Below are 20466 nucleotides of genomic sequence, written 5' to 3' on the forward strand. Positions count from 1 at the left end.
TTGATCGTACTTTATCGAGTTACACTTATGCAAGAAGCCTAGTAAAAATATCATAAACATAATTTGCATTATAATCCGAAGAAATTAAAGGAATAAGCTTTTGCGAATGCTCTTTAATATCAATTCTTTTGTTTTCGTTGGATAATAGCGATATCATAGCCTCTTTAAACTCTTGAACATCACCTGATTTACACAATAAGCCTAAATCAGGATGAGTAATCAACTCCTTTGCGGCTCCTACCGCATCACTACTTATAATAGGCACATTCGCTGCTATCGCTTCATTGATCACTACCGCCCAGCCATCATATCTACTGGCAAAAGCAAAAACATCAGCGATTCCAAAAAAATAAGGAATACGATCTGGGGTTTGGAAACCTGCAAAAATTATACGATGATCATCTGCACAAAGATCTTTTAATTTTTGTTCATCAGGGCCGCCACCTATAATTATTAATCTAAGATCGGGATTCCCAATTTCCTTCACAGCATTTATGAGCACATCCATCCCCTTTCGTTCAATTAAAGATCCCGACGATAGAATGATCTTTTCATTGGCGCTTTTATATTTTGATTTAAATTCTTCCAACTTTATTGACTTTAACTGCGAAAAGAGTTTTGAATCAATATTATAGGGTATTATAAATTTAGGCTGTTTTACGCCAAAGTTTTCAAAACTAACAGCTGCCTGTTTACTAACACAAAAAATGGCATTGCAATTAAATTGCAAAATTCGCAGAAGCAGCCATTTTATGGCGTATTTGACTTTATTTCTTACTTCAAACAACGGCTCAGAAAAATAAGCTATCTTTTTTCTTTTAATTTTATTAAAAGTTAGTGCAACAGCGGCATTAGGTATCCAATAGCTGCCCCCGATTATAAAATAATCACTTTTATCATTCCATGCCAGTTTAAATATTTGCCAACTAAAATGAAAATCGATCACCTTTTTTTGGATTATTTTAGCAATAAAGTTATTACTAAGCACAACTGTCTTGTATTCTACATTTAAATCAAATTTCCATTCCCGGTTATTTTCGGTATTTGAATAGTATATTACCGTTAAATCAAATAGCTTGCTGAGCTCATTAAAAAAAGATAGCTGGTAAGGCGTTGGAATATTTGTGTAAAAAGAAAGAGAGGGTTTGGTAGCCATACTTTAACAATTAACCTATTTTACCTTATGCTTAGTAACAAATGGTTTTTCTGTAATAAGATGTAATGCCCACGCAAATGGTAATGCTATAATAACACCACAGATAACATAAAATGAGTGCATAGGTAAGATTCCGCCGGAAGCATGCATAACATAGCCCGACAATAAACAAATTAATGGTAGGTGAACAACATATAAGGTATACGAAAAGCCGCCTAACTTATGAAGTTTACCCAGGTAGCTAAACCTATTGGTGGTAAGTACAAAATATAAAAAAACAACAATACCAACAGCCAATGCAATATCTTTACCTATACCATTATAATACCTTAAGCAGGAAACTGCTAAAATTATAGCTAAGTAACCTATCGGCGCTTTAATATTAACCGTTTTATACATTAAGAAATCAGCTAGTAATACGCCTATATACCAAGCGATAAAATAATTAATTACCATTTTTAATAACAGCACATTTACTCCATACTCTGCATTTAAAATCCAAACGAGTAAAACCAATAGAGATGTGGCAATCTTGTGTTTACGAAACAGCCATCCAATGGGTATATACAGTATATAAAACCACCATTCATACATCAACGACCATAAAGCTCCGTTTGTGCCCCAAACCGGTGTGTAAACAGTTTGTAAGAAAAATAGATTTCCTAACAAAGAGTTCCAATTTAGAACAGGGTGTATATTTTCATTTATAGACAAGTATTGCGTATGTGAAAAATAAATAGGTAAGTTTTGAAACAAACCTATTTTATCAAAAAAACAGGTAAAAATAATAGCTGCAACCAGGGGGGATAAATCCTTCTAAATCTCCGTAACAAATAATCACCAATCTCAAATTTTCCGCTTTTATCTACTCTTTTTGATACACTCCAATGAATTACAAATCCGGAAAGAACAAAAAAGAAAAGAACAGCCTGGTGGCCAAATTGAAATAGGGAAAAAAAATACATTCCAACCTTATCTACAAAATTATAAGCGCCAGGATGCAATTTGTATCCCTCATGATAGCCTTCCCACAATAACCAGCGGGCGTGGCCAACTAATACATAAATAGATGCTAACCCTCTGAGTGCATCAAGAATATTCAAATTCTTGTTAACTACCTTATTTTCCATATTTATACACTCATATAAACTGTATTTTCGATTTTATTAAAATCCACGGGTAATAAAATTGAGTTTTTATGATAACAGCAACATTTCTTCAGCAAAACTTTCTAAAGTAAATTGCTCAACTCGTTTTAAACAATTGCCTGACATAGTGTTAAGCAGATATGGGTTTTCTATCAAATTTATTAATGCCGTTGATAACGCTTCTGCAGAACACTCATTTAATAATATACCATTAACGGTGTTCAGCACTACATCTCCACAAAATTTGCTCGCAATAACAGGTAATCCCCATGCCATGGCTTCCAATTGTGTTAATCCAAAACCATCGGATAAGGTTGGAAATAAAAACACATCGGAATTTTGATAATACGCATCTGTTTCATTTCGCGGAGCAATACCCTTATATTGAACATTTTTTAAACTTAATAACCCGGGATCGAGCTCATTTGGCCCTACTAATATAAATTCAACAGGATAATCAAGTAGTGCACGGGCTGTTTCTAATACTATGTGGATTCCTTTTCTAAGCGTTAATGTCCCTAAAAAAAGGCACTTTAACGGCCGCTCTGCATTAAAACTTTTGGGATAACTTTTCTTAAAATCCTTGTGTTTTTGTTTTATTTCAAATGGCAATGGAATAATTTTAATTTTCTCTTTCTTAACCCCCTGCTCCATTAAACCTATTTTACTCCATTCAGAATTAACCATGATAACTTCAGCCAAATCACACTCTTCTCTCCATTCTTTCCAATAAGTATCTGATGATCTTTTCCAATTTGTTGTATAAACACTACCATACTGTTCAACAATATCTGCTACTATTTCTTCTTCTTTGTAACCAGGGTCTATTTGAAACAATATGGTTTTACGATTTTGTTCTTTTGCCACTCTTAAAATATACAGTGAAGTGTAACTGATACTTAAAACCGCAGAATCTGGTGCCTGTTTTTTAAACAGGGCTAAAGCTAATTGCTGAAATTTTATATTTCTTTCCAGAATACGGCTCCAATCATTTTTGAATTTAAGTCTTAAGGAAAGCTCAACAAATAAAAACCGCCAGCTAAACGAACGAACTAACGAAGATGATATTTCAGCTGAATACCGGTCGGCAAATGATTTAATTATCCTTACCGGAACTTTAGAAAGGATATTCCTCACCAATTTAGACGAAACCCATGTATCTGTTATCAGACACTCCAGTTTATTTTTTGTCACCAATGATTTCGGAAGAAGGTAATGAGCTCTGGCACCTATATGGATACAAACTATTTTATTTGTCATGCCGCTGCTTTATTTAAGTAAAATTCTTTGCGAAGTTCTTTTACGACAAATTTCTTGTACCCTCTAACAAACAGTATCATTGCCCAATAGCTCAGAAATATAATAAGTACATCACCAGCCAAGTCTCCGCTTCTGAAAAGCGGGATCATAGCGGCCAGCATAATTCCTACAAGAATACCCCATAAAGATGATGCAAAACTTCGGAAATAGCTATAAAGTTTAGCCAACCACCATGCCCATATTATACTAAAAATTATCACCCCGATTACTCCCATTTCTGCATAAAAAACGCCCCATATAGTTGGCGAAAAACCAATGGTGGTCATAGAAGTTCCATATTTTGCTGAATAGTTTTGAAACCACCCGGCCAAGGGCTTATCCTTCCATAGCCATCGGGGTATAGGGCGCAAAATCACATCTAAGTGCTCTTTCCCATAATCATAGTCAAGATAATCAGGATAAATCTGATACATCATCATAAAGCCATCAATAAAATTGATGTCATCTGCAATGAGCATACGCTGAAAACTATCAGAAACAAGCTCCTTGAATGACATTTCATCCATTTTTTTATTGCGAAGTACCCCGGCTGATGAGAACACGATTAATGTGAGTACTATACCGATAAGTAAAAAGGTTACTTTTCTGGATGATTTTACATCCCTAGTTAGATAATAAGCAATAGGAATCATCCAACCTAAAAACTGAAACCGCAACCTTGGGCTATAGCTGATATATGCCATTGCTATAAATAGCGCATAAAAAAATATTTTAGTTGCCCTGTTTTTACTCTTCGTAAAAATAGTTATCAAAAATAGAAGTATGATGAATGAATTGTTGCCAACCTTGGCTAAAAAAACAAAATTATCACTTATTGATTTTCCTAAGGTAAGTTGAAAAATACTAAATATAATTAAACCGACAACAATGTATGACTTTTTTGAAAGTGTATATTTACCTAAATAATAGTCAGAATCATTCAATAAACGTTTAGGTGGGCGATAGAAAAACATAAAGCAGTACATCATAATTGTTGTACCCAACGCTATTAGATCACTTACGGCATAAGCCATCTCATAATTAAATTTTAGAGAAATACCGTAATCAAAGTTTACCCAATGGCCATATCCAAGCTGAAGAGATATTAACCTATACTCCACCATTATATTAAATAAGGCTAAGAAAAAAGGCACCTCACACTTCTTTTTATGTAAAAACCTAATTGCAACAATAAAATTAGTTATTACTATAAAATATACTAATACTCTATCCATGATAACCCTTTAATTAACTCATTTATTTTTATAGAAATGAAATTATATTATTACTTCTGGTCTTTTTTCAGGGAAAGTATTTCGGGCAGATAATAAAGTCCTTTTCGGATTTTAAACCATAATTTCCACCAAACAAACTGCTTATTCCACGGAACGTCTGGCTTCATCACAATTCCAAACTCACTTCTAAGCTTAACCCATTCATCCCACCCCGTACTCATATTAATAGTTGATGATTTTGCTTCTTCATGTAATCTAAAGCAGCCCAGCACTTGTTTAATATGAACAAATTTATTTGTTCTGCTTGCTATATCGAAAAAAAGCGCTCCATCCATAACATACCTAAACTCCTTTTTGATTTTAATATGATCAAAAAGATTTCTTGAAAAAAAGCAGGCTTGATTGGTAATATTCCAGCCTGAGAACTTTATTTCATTAAAGGAGAAAGGAGCATAGCGATGTAGATTTAATGGCTTACTATTCTGATCGATTGTAAGCATGTTGCCAAAATAAACATCGTTGCCGGGATTTTTATTATAGGTTTCAGCAAAATGATAAAATGCATTGACTGAGTAAATATCATCAGAGTTTTGCCATCCTAAAAACTCCCCTGTAACCTTCTTTATTCCTTTATTTATAGCATCACTCTGTCCTCCGTCTTTTTCACTTACCCAATAATAAATCCAGGGTTCATATTTTTTAATTACATCGATGGTATCATCGGTGCTACCTCCGTCGATAATAATAATTTCAAAATTCGGATAGTTTTGTAAAATTATAGAACGCAGGGTTTCCTCTAAAAACTTACCTTGATTGTAACTTGGTACAATCACCGAAATTTTAGGATATTTCCAATCACTCTTATAAAGAGCATAATCAGATTCGATGGTCCACGGCCAATTCGACTTTTGGTTTGCCACCGGTAAAACGCTTATTAGTCCCTTTTCAAGAATCATACTTATCAACAAACTTATCTACTTCAAAAAACATTTGCTCAACATCTGACAATTTCTCATCACTCCAATCCCACCATTTTATCTTTAACAGCTTATCTATTATTTGAGATTCAAACCGGTATTTAATAATTTTTATTGGGATTCCAACGGCTATTGCATACGGAGGAATGTTTTTACTCACAATTGCACCTGCTCCAATGACTGCTCCATCTCCAATTTCAACCCCATCTAAAATAATTACATTGGCCCCTATAAATACATCATTCCCAATAGTTATGGGCTTTCGTTCAACTATTTTATTTTCCCGACTCAAGGTAATACCGTTTTGCTTTCCGGTAGAATAAAACATAGGAGCAGTTGAGATTCCTTGTGTTTCGTGTATTCCCCATCCACTAAATACATTTGGGCCAATAGAGCAAAACTTTCCAATAGTTGTGAAAGACATTTTGGAATTTTCTGAAACGTATGTATAATCGCCAATATTTACATTCCATAGCTGGTACCTGGGTGCAATTTTAACATGCTTACCTACATTTACCTTTTTATATATACTGAGAAAGCGGTTGTATATATTTTTAAAAAAAAAGACAACCTGTTTCAATTTACTTAATAGCATCCTTAATTTTTTTCAGGTGATCAAAAATTCCCATTTTCATCGTAGTATTTATAAGAAATCGTTTAAACGTGGCCTCCTTTTTTGCGTAAAATTTGTCGATGCGTTTTCGATTGTATAAGTTTTCGACAATAGGCTGTCTGATTACCTGCACATTAGCAGTAAGTTGGGTATTGAATCCTTCATCAACGCCACAATTTTCACCAGAACCATCAAAGCCATCATTTGTCACCAACGAATTGGCAGGAAATAAAGAAAATCCTCCGGCACTAAGCCATGATGCATACCATCTTACTGCCCATGAATAAAGTTTACCACTTTTATTATCAGTTAGTTGTACATAGTAATTTGCATTACCATAAATATCAAATCTCTTGATGCTCTCTTTGGTTTTAAAAGTGTTTAAATGAGTGTCTATATCATGATTATAATATTTCCACGCTCTTTTCCATGTGGCCCAGCCCCAACACGAAAGAATATTTACGAAAAAAGTTTGTTCTGTTTTATCCAATTCTGTAGCCGGATAAATGTATCCGCTTATGTGCATTACTTCGTTATCGGGCTCATATAAATTTAAGGTATCATTCATGTATTGCAAAAAGCCATTTGAGGTAATCAAATCGTCTTCTAAAACTATCACTTTACCATGCTTATTGACTACCTCTGTAACTCCTTTTACTATGGAGTTTGCCAAACCATTATTTACATCCGATTCAATAATAATTACTTCTTTACACCAATTGGCCAACCGTATAACTCTTCTGGTTTCCTCAATTTGTTCAATTTGGCTCTCCGTTGCATTTTCTTTTGGTCCATCAGCATAAATATATAATCTGCTTTCACTGGCGAGATAGTTTTTTGACAAGGCATCAAGCGTCTTTTGCGTATGCGATGGCCTATTAAATACAAATAATACTATAGGAGCTAAATCCATGACAATTGTATCTTTAAAATTGATTTTCCCTCTTCGCCTATATAGATGATTCGGAGGTTGTAACTTCTTTTTTCCTTTTTAATACCTTAGTCTGTATAAGCTGAGTAAGGCCTCCAACTTCTTTTCTGCCGTCGTAAATCAAGTATACCAAAATCAACAAAAGCAAAATTAACTTTGCGCTAAACACATTGAAATATAAGCTAAACCACAATGCTACAGAAAACGCTACTTTTGGCAACCAAAATGACATTGCTTTTAACTTATCAAACTTTAACGTACGTATATAAATGTAAAACAAGTTGTAGATAAGTATAAGTACAATGAAAGCTAATGAATAATACTGAGCAACTCCTACTAAAGAAACGGAAGCACCTGCAAAAATTGCAACTACTAATATAATTCCTCCTATCCACCCAGATATCATAAACTCCCGTTCCTTTCCTTCAACAACCAATAATTGGCCAACAGTTGATAGTAAAGTTTGTGTAAATATCAACAGTCCAAAATATGGTAACAAATCAGCTACCAAAATCCATGACTTTCCCCATAAAAGCATAATAAGTTGCTTAGGGAATATAATAAAAAGTACCGTGAGCGGAAAGCTCAAAAAGGTAATAATCCTTAAAACAAAATAATACTCGGTTTCAACACTTCCACCTTGCGTTTTCAATACTTTTAAACTTGGAAAAAGGATATTACTAAACAATCCTGTAATTAAGTTTAAAGGCAACGTTAACAGCATATAAGCTCTGTTATAAATACCCAGATCATTTACCCCGTACCATTTTCCCACAATCATATTATCAGAATTACGCGCCCAATAGGATATAATATTAAATCCGATTATACTACCTATAAGCTTCCGGGTAAATTTATAGGCAACCTTGATATAATTTAATGGAAATATTTTGAACCCTAATTTCACTTCTCGCTCATATAAAACAGCAGTAATTATAGCTGTAAAAATTTGCGGAATAATTAGTGCCCAATACCCTCCTTTAAAATATCCCAAAATCATTGTAATAACTGCTGAAGCTACTGTACATATCAGAGTAACTTTACCTATAAAACCAAATTTTAGTTGTTTGGCTAATAAAGCTCCCTGAGCTAAACTCAGGCTTCGTAATACAAAAGTAGATGCTAAAACAATGGTCGGAATTAAAAGTTCCTGATTTTTATAGAATAAAGCGATAGGGTAAGCCAGGATTACAGTAATTCCAAAAAGTAAAATCCCTAATAACCAAGCTAAATTAGTTAGTACTCTCTGATAAGTTCTTCCATAATCACTTCTGATTAATGCGTATGATAAGCCCCCGTCAGAAAAAACAGCTATGAATCCTGTAAAAACCGTGATCAATCCAATAGTACCATAACTATTCGGTGATACCAATCGTGAGATAATGATCGATGATAAAAAGGATACTGCTTGAGAAATATATGTATATGAGCCAGCGATCAAAACATTACCTAGTAATTTTTTCTTAAAACTCATATGCCTATTGATTTTCTGATAGCATTTACAACAGCCCTTGTCTTATCTGACAAATTTTGTTTAAAAAGCGTACGCTTTATTTCAGATATGTATTTAGCCGGAAGTCCTTTTTTAAGCTCTTCCTGGTCATTTTTTGAAAACCTGATAGAGTGAAGCTTGCAAATTTCATAATAAAGCGCATCATCAATCTTTTTATCGTCATGTAGTGATTTAATGATCGCCACCCGTCCCCTGTTTAATTCATCACTTTTATCTGGAGATATCCCCCAGAATGTTTCATTTTCCCACAGATGTATAGCGGTAGGGAAACTTATATAGCCACAGTTCATTCCTGCACATCCCATTAGTGCCATACTGGGATACCAATCCGTATCATGCTTTCTGATAAATTCTGATTGGTATAAATCTTTGTCAAAACAAAGCCCGGTATATATATGAGAGGATAAAAATATGTGAGCTGCAGCATTAACCGTTATATTTCCTTTGTGGAAATCCGTTTTGGAGAACGAATACACTGATGATGTTAATGACTTTTCAAGCAACATTATTAATGCTGTTTTAAAAGCCAATGGCTGATGTTCGCTTATATATTTCTTTAAGTTATCAATAGCGCCGGCCAACAACATGTCATCATCCGTTAATAGATACACATATTTGCCGGACGCACTTTGAATTACTTTTGAAAAATTAACTATAGGTCCAACGTTAACTTCATTTCTGAAATATTTAATACGAGAGTCTTTAAAACTACCTGCGACCTGCGCTGTATCATCAGGAGAGCAATTATCCTGAATAACTATTTCAATATCATCATCCTGATAACCAATAATAGATTCTATGCACTTTTTTAACAGTGCAGAACGATTATAGGTAGGTATACAAAATGATATTATGGCTTTTTCATTAACCATTTATATATGCTTTGATAGTATCAGAAATATAATCATAATGGGTTTCATTAAGTCCGGGCCAAACCCCTAACCAAAAAGATTGGTTCATAATGATATCAGTATTAGTCAAATCCCCAACAACACGATGCGGCACATTTGCATAAGCTGGTTGCCTTAATAAATTACCAGCAAATAGTAAACGTGTTCCTATCTTGCTTTCTTCAAGATGCTGCACCAACATGTGCCTATCGGCAGCATCTCCCTCTCTCAGGGTTAAAAGGAAACCAAACCAAGATGGGTTACTATGTTCGGTTGGTTCAGGAAGGATAAATATTTCTTCAAACTCCTTCATCCTTTCATAAAGTAATTTATAATTCTGACGGCGCTTCTCTACAAAGCGATCCACTTTATTTAATTGTGATACGCCAAACGCTGCCTGCATATCGGTAACCTTTAAATTGAACCCAATATGCGAGTAAGTATATTTATGATCATAACCATATGGCAACGATCCTAGTTGCTGTGAAAAACGGCAACCACAGGTATTGTCTTTTCCTGGTTCACAATAACAATCTCTTCCCCAATCTCTAAAGCTTTCTGCAACTTTAGCTAACTCCGGATTATTTATCAGAACGGCTCCACCTTCGCCCATGGTAATATGATGTGCCGGATAAAATGAGAATGTAGCAATATCACCAAATGTTCCAGTCTTTTTATCTCTATAAGTGGCTCCTAATGAATCACAGTCGTCTTCAACCACCCACAAATTATATTTTTTTGCAACCCGCATTACTTCATCCAGATTAAACGGATTACCTAAAGAATGCGCAATCATGATAGCTTTTGTTTTAGGAGAAACAGCAGACTCAATCAACTCGGCCTTAACATTGTGTGTTGCTACATCCACATCTACAAAAACTGGGATAGCTCCAAATTGAACAATCGGGTTTACTGTAGTTGGAAAGCCGGCAGCTACGGTAATTACCTCATCACCTGCTTTAATAGCCCTATCCCCTAACTTGGGAGATGTTAGCGCGTAAAAAGCAACCAGGTTTGCAGAAGAACCAGAATTTACCAAAAGTGCTTTAACAGCACCAAAGTAATTAGCAAATTTATATTCAAAATCGTTAGCAAAACGACCAGCTGTTAACCACCCATCAAGTGTAGCGTCAACACCTAATAATATATCATCCTCATCAAGTACTTTACCTGTAACAGGTATATAGTTCTGACCTGGAATTATAATTTGAGTTGTTTTTCTTTGCGCAATCTCTCTAAGACTTTTTTCCAGTTGAGGGTCGGTGATATTTTTTAACATGACAATTTATCTTGTTTATAGTATAGTATAATATATTTATTGTTGATATCAGGTACTTTCCATTTCAATAGGCTTGGCAAAAGGCTCCATTTCTGTTATAGGCTTGCCAAAGGCTATTTTAGGGTAAGTATTTGTATAGGGATCTATCATAATTTGCAGTAAAACAGGGGCATCTCTGTTAACATCATTCCACATCCACTTTACTGCATCCTCAATTTCATCTTCTTTGGAAATTGTTATGCTATTTATTCCATATGCCAGGGCAACCTTTTCAAAGTCTGGAGCGCTATAGCCCCAATAAGTTGATTGATACCTTGACTCAAAATAACTATCCTGAAACTGCCTGATCATTCCCAAATTCTTATTATTCAGGATAATGATCTTGACCGGAAGTTTATTGCGGGCAATAGTTTGTAACTCCTGTATGTTAATTTGCATGCAACCATCTCCAATTATGGTAACTACAGGTTTAATATCGAGGGCAAAGCTAGCACCTATACCCGCGGGTAAAGCATATCCCATAGCTCCCATCCCTGCAGATGTAAGAAACAACTGATCTTTTTTTAATTCTATTGACTGTGCTGTCCACATTTGATGGCTTCCTACGTCAGCAATAAAACATTTTGCCAGGGGCGAGTTTTTCGATAAACTGTGAATGAATACGTTTGGGTTTATACCGTTGGGGTCAAGCTCCTTAACATCCGGCCATTGCTCCCTTAATCCGTTAATATATTCATACCATGTGGTTGGACCTGGAAATTCATCACCTGCTGAAAATGTATTAAAATCTTCAAAAAATTGCTTTGCATCTGCAACAACCGGAACACATCCCTTTATTCTATTATTGATTTCTCCGGGCTCACAATCTATATGGTAAATTTTTCTGTTTTCGAAAAATTTAGTATCTGCTCCTGTTTGCCTAATATCAAGGCGGCTACCAACTACTATTAATAAATCACTTTCTCCAAATGCAATATTTGCCCACCGGTTACCATAACTTCCAATAAAACCCACTCTTGAGGGATGAGTATATTCTAAAGCATCTACGGCCAATAAGGTTGTAATAACAGGCACATTGGTTTTTTCAACAAATACTTTCATCGCATCTATTGCAAAAGCCGACCTTACCCCTCTGCCAACTAAAAGTAATGGGCGTTGAGCTTGTTTAATATCTTCAACAATATCTTCCAGCACTAATTTAGTGGGTGCCGGAGGAGTTGTAACATCTAAACTAGGGGCAGGAACAGTAATTAAGGACCTCTGAACGTCCATCGGCACATCAATAAGTACTGGTCCTGGCCTTCCTTCTACGGCTATTGAAAATGCCTCTTCTAAAATTAAAGGCAAATCATCCTGATGTTCAACCTTATAACAAGCTTTCGTTATGGGTTTTACCATTGAAATAATATCTGTTTCCTGAAATCCCAATTGTCTGATTGGGCGATCACCCTTCTGTTCATGCCGGTTAACCTGTCCCGTTATAAATACAGCCGGCGTTGAATCAAAATAACAACTTCCTATACCTGTAATTAAATTTGTTGCACCTGGGCCACTGGTGGCCAAAGCAACACCCGGTATTCCAGTAATGCGACCATAAGCATCAGCTGCAAAAGCGGCAGCTTGTTCGTGATGCATTGTAATGATATTGATTGATGTTTTTTGGTTTAAAGAATCCAAAAGATGAGTAATCATCCCACCAGAAAGTTCAAAAACATACTGAACTCCCTTTTGCTCCAAAAATTTCGCTATGTAATCAGATGCTTTCATTATTGATGTTTTTTACCAGTTCCTTAATATGGTTTATTGTTAGAATAAGTGATTCTTTAAAATCTGAAATCTCAAATTCACCAAACTCATTAACAAATTTCGAAACATTACCCTGCATATGCATGGGTTGATTCTCCCTATATGATAATTTAGAGAAATTTAACAGAAATAACGGATTTATTTGATCTCGTATAAACTCCACTAAACTTCTAAGGCTGACTAAGTTTTTCCCAGAGATATTATATGCCCCTGAAGTTCCATTAATATTAATAATTTGGTTAATTGCTCTTCCTAAATCTTCAACATATAAATAAGCATACTTTTGTTCGCCTGGTGTTAAATCCATTTGATCAGTAGTTAGTAATTTATTAACTAAAGTAGGGATCAACCATTTTTCAGATTCACCTTTACCAAAAAACGAGAACAACCTAAGCCAAAACCAATCTATTTTATTATGATTACAAAATTGTTTTACGAGTTCGGCACAAACCAGCTTAACACAACCATAAGCTTCTGTAGGGCTTAAAGCATGTTCCTCCGTTATACAACCATCAAAAACGCCATATTCGGCTTGCGATCCCAAAGAAATAAACTTTTTGGCCATGGCTTTTTGTGCCACAGACAATACTTGCTCAGTAAAAACAATATTAGCTGATTGTATTTCCCACACATTTCTTTCCAAATGACCAACCCCTATCCAAGCAGAATGAATAACTATTTCCGGTTCAAAATCTATGGCTTTCTTTAGCCAGCTATTCCCATCCTGCAATATCCAAATAATTCTGTCCTCAAAATCCTTACATAAATGTTTCGAGGAGCCATCCCTATAAGTAGCTGCTAAGGTATGCCCTTGCTCCACTAAATAGGTGGCTATATTTGAGCCTAAAAATCCGGTAATACCTGTAATAAAAACCTTAGCCATTAAGAAAATCGGTTATCTGCGTTTCGGTATATTTATCTGAACTTTCCTCATTTTCAAAAAAGTTTTTATACCAGTCAATCGTATATTCAACTGCGCTTTTTGCGTTTAGCTGTGGTCTCCAGCCTAATTGATCAGTAGCTTTGCTGATATCAAGTTTTAACAGCCCAGCTTCATGTGGCTGATTTGTAAATTGAGGTACTTCGTATTCGCCCATACCCCACGTAGCAATAGAAAGTTCCACCATTGTTTTAACGGTAAGCGCATCTTCTCCGTATGGCCCAAAGTTATATGCCTGCGCATATTTAATCGGGTCGGTTACTAATTTAGCCCCAAGCAATAAATAACCCAAAACAGGTTCTAAAACATGCTGCCATGGCCTTATAGAAGAAGGATTTCGGATAATTACTTTTTGATTGTTGCCAATTGCCCGTGCTATATCCGGTATTAAACGGTCCTTTGACCAATCGCCACCGCCTATAACATTACCAGCTCTGGTAACTGCAATAGCTTTTTGGTGTTCCTGATAGTTTTTGATATTAAAGAACGAATTACGGTACGAATCTATCACCAATTCGGCACATGCTTTACTCGCACTATAAGGATCATAGCCACCAAGCCGGTCATTTTCACGATATGGGTATATCCATTCATTATTATGATAAACCTTATCAGTCGTGATCAGTATCACGTTACAAGGTTTATTTATAGCCCTTACCCCTTCAAGCAAATTTGCTGTGCCAATGGCATTTATTTCAAAAGTTTCTGTTGGCAGTTCATATGATAACCTTACCAAAGGCTGGGCTGCAAGATGAAACACAAAATCTGGCTGAAACTCTTTTATATCATCAATTAATTTTTTTTTATTTCGTAAATCGGCTATAGTTGATTCACACAACTGATCGCCTTTTATTAAATGATATAAATTTTTGTCGTTATCCGGAGCTAACGCATATCCCTTTACATCAGCCCCCAACATAGACAGGGTTTTAAGCATCCAGGAACCTTTAAAACCAGTATGACCGGTTAAAAAAACTTTCTTGCCTTTGTATACTGAAGCTAAATTATTATACATCATTACCAAATTTTCCAGGGTGCCTTATTTGTTTCCCACATTGCATTCAAATCCTGCTTATCCTTAAGTGTATCCATTGGTCGCCAAAAACCAGTATGCTTATAAGCATTCATTTGGCCAGCATTAGCTATTTGTTCCATCGGTTGTTGTTCCCAAACTGTGCTATCGCCTTCTTTTATATAATTAAAAACCTCTGGTTGGCAAACAAAAAAACCACCATTGATCCAAGCCCCATCACCTTTAGGTTTTTCCATAAATGAGTGAACCGTGGAATCTTCGAGAATATTTAATGAACCAAATCTGCCTGATGGCTGTACTGATGTAACTGTGCATGATTTACCATGTTCTTCATGATATTTTACCAAAGCCTTTACATCAATATCACATACTCCATCACCATAAGTAAGCATAAACGGAGAATCACCAATAAAGGGCTGAATACGTTTTATTCTCCCCCCCGTCATTGATTCATTGCCTGTATCAACCAACGTTATTTTCCATGGCTCAGCCTGCGAATCATGCACTTTAATTGAGTTATCAGCAAGGTCAATAGTAACATCGGACTTGTGCAAAAAGTAATTGGCAAAATACTCTTTAATAACATAACCCTTATACCCAAGACAAACAATAAAATCATTATAGCCATAGCTGGAATAGATTTTCATGATATGCCATAAAATGGGCATTCCACCTATTTCAACCATGGGTTTAGGTTTTAATACTGTTTCTTCAGATAGTCTGGTGCCTAGGCCGCCTGCTAATAATACAACTTTCATCTAATTATTTTAATTGATTAATTTGTTACTAAAACACTAACATTGCTGGTGATTGGAAAACTACAACATAACAAACATTCATCCTGCAATAACTCACTCTTTTTATGTACACCAATCATTTTAACTTCGCCAGAAAGCAATTTTGCTTTGCATAGCAAGCAGCTCCCGGTTTGACAGGAATAAGAAAGCTCCAGGGAGGCATCAAGACCAGCTTCAAGAATACTTTTTCCTTTTACAACCTCAACATTTTGATTCAGATTACCTACAAGAATTTCTACGTTCTGAGTTAATATAAATTCAAACTCCTTGGGATCTCTAACAATTTCAAAATCTTCTGTATAAATATTTTCTTCATGCACACCTAATTTATATAGCTGATCTTTAACAGACTCCTTTAAACCCGTAGGTCCACATATGTAGTGGATAGTATTCTCTAAAGGCGTTTCATTTTTCATGACAGAAAGAATTTTTTTAGGGTTTATTCTTCCTTCTATAACATTATCATTTGTAGCACTTATTGCAAGCTTTGAATAGAAATGAAATAAAGAGAGGTTTTTAAATTTTTCTTTAAACTCATTTATTTTACTTGAAAAAATAACGCTTTCAAAACTTTTATTTCCATACACCAGCGTTACGTGTTTACAAAGTTCATTATGTAAAACAAACTTTGCTATTGATATTAAAGGAGTAACACCACTCCCCGCACCCCATAAAACCAGATGCGAATTAGCCAAATCAGCTATTTTATCTAAAGTAAAATCACCTAAAGGCTCAAAAACTTCAACGATATCACCAACTGATAATTTATCATGGATATGATTCGATACAATCCCACCGGGTACTCGTTTCACGGTTACTTCAATATTTGAATCAATCCCTGGCGCAGATGAAAAAGAGTAAGGTCTAATATATCTGCGACCATTTATACGGAAAATTAATGTTAAATATTGACCAGCTAGATATTTAACTTTTTTTAAGGCCGGTTGCTTAAAACAAATAGTTAAAGTATCTGCTGTTTCGTGTCGTAACTCTACAATTTTTAAAGTATAAACTAACATAATATATTGTTAAACTAAACAAGCAAATGTCATATCTACAACTTTATAACCATTAGCCATCCTTGTTTAGTAGATTATTAATCCTTTTTTAAAAATCTACTAAACGGACTTAATATTCTTTTTTTATTTAAGTCCTCCTCATAGTATCCATAACCGTAACCATATCCATAGCCGTAACCATACCCATTTCCTCTATTGACAGAGTTATACACAATGTTTAGATTTTTAAATATTTGCTTACGATACAGATTGTCAATTAAACTAACCTGAGCTTTGATACTATAGTTATTTCTAATTACAAACATTGTTGCATCAGCCCACTTGCTTAATATTTGGGCATCGGTAACCAAACCTACAGGAGGTGCATCAAGAATTATAAAATCAAATTCTTTTTTAAGCTCAGCTATCAATATATCCATTCGTCCGTTGGTTAATAATTCCGCAGGATTTGGCGGCACAGGGCCGCTTGTTATAATATAATAATTCTCTTGTTGCGGGATAGATCTTATAATGTCTTTAGAACTTACCTTACCTATAAAATAATTGGATAAACCAACCGAATTTTCTAACCCAAGAGCCGAATGGAGTTTAGGCTTACGCAAATCCAGTTCTAAAACAACTACTTTTTTATTTGCGGTTGCTAAACTTGCGCCTAAGTTCAATGAGATAAATGACTTGCCTTCACCACTTATGTTTGAAGTAAATAAAATCACTTTATGATCATTATTGAAATCAATATATTGAAGATTAGTACGAAAAGCTCTCATCTGTTCGGCAATCATTGAACGAGGGCGTTCAGAGACAATAAGAGGAACCGAATCATCTGAGTGGGCTATCTCAGCAAGAATTGGTGTTCTCGTAAGCTTTTCAATTTGAGATTTATCCCTGATTTTATAATCTAATACGTTTTTCAGATATATTATTATAATTGGCAGAAGTAATCCTAATAGTATAAAAAAAGAATAGATTACACTCTTAACCGGCTTCAAAGGTGTGTTATCACTTATCGCTTTATCAATTGTTCTACTATCTGAAATAGTTGTAGCTAAAGAAAGCTCTGTTGATTCGCGTTTTTGCAATAAGAAATTAAACAGGTTATTTTTGATATCCTGCTGCCTCATTACATCAAGTAACCCTCTTTCTTTAGCAGGTACATTTTTTATTATTCCCGAAAACTTTTTGCTTTCGCTTATTAACTGCTCTTTATTTAGTAGTAAGCCACTCTTTACGTTCTTTAATGTAGGCAGTAATGTTTCTTTAATACTTTGTATCTGGTCGTTTAGAGAGTTAACAATTGGATTTGTCTCTGGTGTGGTTCGTAACAAACTTGTTCTTGATATTTGGGCCTGACCCAATTGTTGTACCAAGGCCAATAAAGAAGGATCTTGTATACCCAGCATGGATGGTAATTTTACTCCTGTATTATCATTGCCTTCATTTAAATAAGACTCCAGATTATCCAACGATGCAAGTTGCAGGTTTATTTTGCTTAATTGATCGTCGTTATCTTTCACACTACTTAAAAACAATCCTGATTCAGCAGATATATCAGTGATGCTATTGCTCGATTTATAGTCCTGAACTTTCTTTTCAACAGAACTTAAATCGTTGGCTATTGATACCAGCCGGCTTTGAATAAAGTTTAATGAATTTGTTGCCGTTTTATTTTTATCATCAATGGCAGCTATATTGTATTCGTCAATCAGATTATCCAAAATGTCTTTTCCTCGCTGCGGTATAGCATCTTCTAAACTAATTAATAATACAGTAGCCTCTTTACTTGCAGGATCGATTTTTATATTACCTGAATAAGCAGCAGCAAGATTTGCGGTTGTACTAAAAGTAACATAAATAGGCTGATTAGAAAAACGAACATTTTTGGAGCGTGTAATAAGTATCAGACCAGCGTCTGTTTGTACAGGTTTATTTAATGAAACTGGCCTTCCATTAAACAAAGCTTTTTGTTCATCAACCAAATTAACAAGCCATTCCTTAGAATAAGTAAGTGCCCCCGGTTTTAGAACCTCTACTTCAAATGGGCCATTTTTATACAAATAGTATTTTGCTAAATGATGTTGTATATAATAATTTGTTTGAAGATGCAATGCTTCTACAACTTTAGTCATTAAAGAGTTAGACTTCAGTATTTGTATTTCATTATCTATAATCTTACTTGAAGAATTCAGATCAAGTTGATTTAACAAATCTTTAGCATCACTGCTTGCTGGGTTTTTATCGTCCTTAATTAATAAAGTAGTTTGAATTTTATACTGAGGAATTTGCGTTTGGATAAACAAATAACCAAGTACCAATGCCAATAGAAAGGACACAATAAACCACTTCCAATGAACTAAATATTTAAATAATATCTCTCGAGGATTTATTTCGGGTTCTTCAGCACCACTAACAATATATTCGGAAAACTTTTTTTCTTCTTGCATAAAAACTATATAACTATCTCCTTACAATGTAAAGTATTAAAGTAAGTAAGCTTACAACAATTGGTACTACCTGATAAGTCCTATCAATTGATTGGGCTTTGGCTTTTCCTGTTTTTACATATATAACATCGTTAGCGTGCAAATAATAATAAGGAGAATTAAAAACGTCCCTTCCTCGTAAATCAACATTACCAAAAACTTTCTTCCCGTTCATATCTCTAACAATTGTTATACTATCTCTTCTTGCAAATACAGTTAAGTCTCCTGCTAAACTCAATGCTTCAGGCAATGTTATCATTTCATTTGGAATAGTATAGATTGAGGGCTTGGCTACCTCCCCTAAAACGGAGATACGATAGTTTAAGAATCTAACGTTTACAGTTGGTTCTTTTAAGTACTTACTTACTAAAACCTTTATGGTGTCACTTGCTTGTGTTGTTGAAAGCCCGCTTATTTTTAAGTTTCCTATCAAAGGTAATTGTATAACACCCGATGAGTTTACTAAATATCCAGGAGCCGCAGACTGACTCAGTACAGCCGCGCCACTACCAGGGGTTGAAGAAGAACTACTGGAGCCCGAACTAACCGAATAAGGGTTAAAAAAGCTACTAGCCTCGGGGTTTAATGAATTTACATAAATCGAAAGAATGTCTCCTGGTTGAATTTTGGGGATATAAACTTTAGCTAAATCAAGCGTATCGGTAAAACCTTTTGTTTTTTGAAAATAAACCAGCTTTTTCTCATTGCTACAGGAAGATATAAGAATTACGGAAACAATAGCTAAAAAAAACTTTAAGAAATTATTTTTTATCATTTAGATTGTTTTTAAATTTTAGAAGATACATTACAACCTTCCCTTTTATTGATAACTATTTAGTATGCTGGCAATATTAATAAAAAACAATTGTCGTGCCCAAATATACAAAATCACTTAACAAAGTATCATTTTTTTTAGCAATTTATTTGTATTTTGGTATTTTTTTTATTAATAATGAAATAATCTAAGATTAATTTAGAGTTCACTTTCCTCAAGTTAAATGAGGAATAAATTATGCCTGCCCCATTGTTCCACCAAAATTCATCGGGAAACCTGAAGGCTCTTGTTGAACCTTAATTCGTCCATTAATCGATTCAAATTTTTCCAGATTGTCTTCCAATGCGGTTAATAAACGTTTAGCATGCTCTGGAGTTAAAATAACCCGTGACTTTACTTTTGCCTTTGGTATTCCTGGCATTACCCTGATAAAATCGAGCACAAACTCTGAGCTTGAGTGGGTAATTATCGCCAAATTTGAATAAATTCCTTCTGCTATTTCTTCAGAAAGTTCAATATTCAGTTGATTTTCATTTTGTTCTTCCATTTTATTAAATAATAAAGCCATCCATTTA

Annotated in this window: 19 protein-coding genes; all 19 read right to left on the minus strand. The window is 34.7% G+C overall.

What is annotated here, in order from left to right:
- Positions 1-25 precede the first annotated feature (25 nt).
- On the minus strand, positions 26-1156 hold the full coding sequence (locus G7092_RS13320) for a glycosyltransferase family 4 protein (RefSeq protein WP_166090072.1): 1131 nt from the start codon (positions 1154-1156) through the stop codon (positions 26-28).
- Positions 1157-1171: 15 nt separating this feature from the next.
- On the minus strand, positions 1172-1912 hold the full coding sequence (locus tag G7092_RS13325) for an acyltransferase family protein (protein WP_369074290.1): 741 nt from the start codon (positions 1910-1912) through the stop codon (positions 1172-1174).
- A 2-nt stretch (positions 1913-1914) separates the two neighbouring features.
- Positions 1915-2286, minus strand: coding sequence for an acyltransferase family protein (locus G7092_RS13330; RefSeq protein WP_166090076.1), 372 nt, complete (start codon positions 2284-2286; stop codon positions 1915-1917).
- Between the two features lie 66 nt (positions 2287-2352).
- Entirely contained in the window at positions 2353-3564 is a 1212-nt protein-coding gene (locus tag G7092_RS13335) for a glycosyltransferase family 4 protein (RefSeq protein ID WP_166090078.1), read from the minus strand.
- Positions 3561-4838 (minus strand): O-antigen polymerase, encoded by a 1278-nt coding sequence (locus G7092_RS13340; protein WP_202985270.1) that lies wholly within the window; start codon positions 4836-4838, stop codon positions 3561-3563. The genes G7092_RS13335 and G7092_RS13340 overlap by 4 nt, the downstream gene beginning before the upstream one ends.
- A 50-nt stretch (positions 4839-4888) precedes the next feature.
- Positions 4889-5794, minus strand: coding sequence for a glycosyltransferase family 2 protein (locus G7092_RS13345; RefSeq protein ID WP_166090080.1), 906 nt, complete (start codon positions 5792-5794; stop codon positions 4889-4891).
- Positions 5784-6410 (minus strand): CatB-related O-acetyltransferase, encoded by a 627-nt coding sequence (locus G7092_RS30650; RefSeq protein WP_166090082.1) that lies wholly within the window; start codon positions 6408-6410, stop codon positions 5784-5786. Before G7092_RS30650 ends, G7092_RS13345 begins: the two co-directional genes overlap by 11 nt.
- Entirely contained in the window at positions 6397-7341 is a 945-nt protein-coding gene (locus G7092_RS13355; protein WP_166090084.1) for a glycosyltransferase, read from the minus strand. Before G7092_RS13355 ends, G7092_RS30650 begins: the two co-directional genes overlap by 14 nt.
- Before the next feature lie 37 nt (positions 7342-7378).
- Positions 7379-8833 (minus strand): oligosaccharide flippase family protein, encoded by a 1455-nt coding sequence (locus tag G7092_RS13360; RefSeq protein ID WP_166090086.1) that lies wholly within the window; start codon positions 8831-8833, stop codon positions 7379-7381.
- Positions 8830-9744 carry a glycosyltransferase family 2 protein gene (locus tag G7092_RS13365; RefSeq protein ID WP_166090088.1) on the minus strand — a complete coding sequence of 305 codons (915 nt, stop codon included), beginning with the start codon at positions 9742-9744 and terminating at the stop codon, positions 8830-8832. The genes G7092_RS13360 and G7092_RS13365 overlap by 4 nt, the downstream gene beginning before the upstream one ends.
- On the minus strand, positions 9737-11041 hold the full coding sequence (gene rfbH, locus G7092_RS13370; RefSeq protein ID WP_166090090.1) for a lipopolysaccharide biosynthesis protein RfbH: 1305 nt from the start codon (positions 11039-11041) through the stop codon (positions 9737-9739). The genes G7092_RS13365 and rfbH overlap by 8 nt, the downstream gene beginning before the upstream one ends.
- A 48-nt stretch (positions 11042-11089) precedes the next feature.
- Positions 11090-12808 (minus strand): thiamine pyrophosphate-binding protein, encoded by a 1719-nt coding sequence (locus G7092_RS13375; protein WP_166090092.1) that lies wholly within the window; start codon positions 12806-12808, stop codon positions 11090-11092.
- On the minus strand, positions 12795-13730 hold the full coding sequence (locus G7092_RS13380) for an NAD-dependent epimerase/dehydratase family protein (RefSeq protein WP_166090096.1): 936 nt from the start codon (positions 13728-13730) through the stop codon (positions 12795-12797). The genes G7092_RS13375 and G7092_RS13380 overlap by 14 nt, the downstream gene beginning before the upstream one ends.
- Positions 13723-14805 (minus strand): CDP-glucose 4,6-dehydratase, encoded by a 1083-nt coding sequence (gene rfbG / locus G7092_RS13385; protein ID WP_202985271.1) that lies wholly within the window; start codon positions 14803-14805, stop codon positions 13723-13725. The genes G7092_RS13380 and rfbG overlap by 8 nt, the downstream gene beginning before the upstream one ends.
- Positions 14805-15578 (minus strand): glucose-1-phosphate cytidylyltransferase, encoded by a 774-nt coding sequence (gene rfbF / locus G7092_RS13390; protein ID WP_166090097.1) that lies wholly within the window; start codon positions 15576-15578, stop codon positions 14805-14807. Before rfbF ends, rfbG begins: the two co-directional genes overlap by 1 nt.
- A 17-nt stretch (positions 15579-15595) precedes the next feature.
- The gene (locus G7092_RS13395) at positions 15596-16636 is read right to left on the minus strand and encodes an FAD-binding oxidoreductase (protein ID WP_166090099.1); all 1041 of its coding nucleotides are present in this window, start codon (positions 16634-16636) and stop codon (positions 15596-15598) included.
- A gap of 77 nt (positions 16637-16713) precedes the next feature.
- Positions 16714-19077 (minus strand): GumC family protein, encoded by a 2364-nt coding sequence (locus tag G7092_RS13400; RefSeq protein ID WP_166090101.1) that lies wholly within the window; start codon positions 19075-19077, stop codon positions 16714-16716.
- A gap of 13 nt (positions 19078-19090) precedes the next feature.
- A complete protein-coding gene (locus G7092_RS13405) occupies positions 19091-19891 on the minus strand; it encodes a polysaccharide biosynthesis/export family protein (RefSeq protein ID WP_166090103.1) in 801 nt (266 codons plus the stop codon).
- A 235-nt stretch (positions 19892-20126) separates the two neighbouring features.
- Entirely contained in the window at positions 20127-20438 is a 312-nt protein-coding gene (locus tag G7092_RS13410) for a DUF3467 domain-containing protein (protein ID WP_076374980.1), read from the minus strand.
- Positions 20439-20466 lie beyond the last annotated feature (28 nt).

It is taken from the genome of Mucilaginibacter inviolabilis (assembly GCF_011089895.1).
GTDB lineage: Bacteria > Bacteroidota > Bacteroidia > Sphingobacteriales > Sphingobacteriaceae > Mucilaginibacter > Mucilaginibacter inviolabilis.